The sequence below is a fragment of the Citrobacter sp. TBCS-14 genome (assembly GCF_005280805.1).
GTDB lineage: Bacteria > Pseudomonadota > Gammaproteobacteria > Enterobacterales > Enterobacteriaceae > Citrobacter > Citrobacter gillenii.
This window is the reverse complement of record NZ_SZWM01000026.1, coordinates 1-248: the sequence shown is the minus strand read 5'-3', so window position 1 is coordinate 248 and position 248 is coordinate 1. Positions and strand designations below refer to the sequence as shown.

The following is a 248-nucleotide window of genomic DNA, read 5'->3' as shown; positions in this document are numbered from 1 at the left end:
CATGACGAAGTCATCTGCAATCACGAAAAAGCTGTCTGCCAGATTTTTAGCGTATTGACCAAATAAGGTAGAAGCGTCAGGACCCTGGAGATATTTGGCTGGAGATTGAATAACTTTTAGCATTCCTTTCATCCTCAAATAAGTACATGTTTTTACATGGTGAGCCCTGGCGTTAACCTGTTTAGCCTATTGCGAACGGCGAAAACGGGAGGTACCGGAGCGATGCAATAACTGTATGGCGAGGCGGG

The 248-nt window shown here is 45.6% G+C and carries 1 pseudogene; it reads right to left on the bottom strand.

Annotated elements, in window-relative coordinates:
* Nucleotides 1–123: pseudogene (gldA, locus tag FDX22_RS00105) on the bottom strand (glycerol dehydrogenase); the annotation flags it as partial.
* Nucleotides 124–248 lie beyond the last annotated feature (125 nt).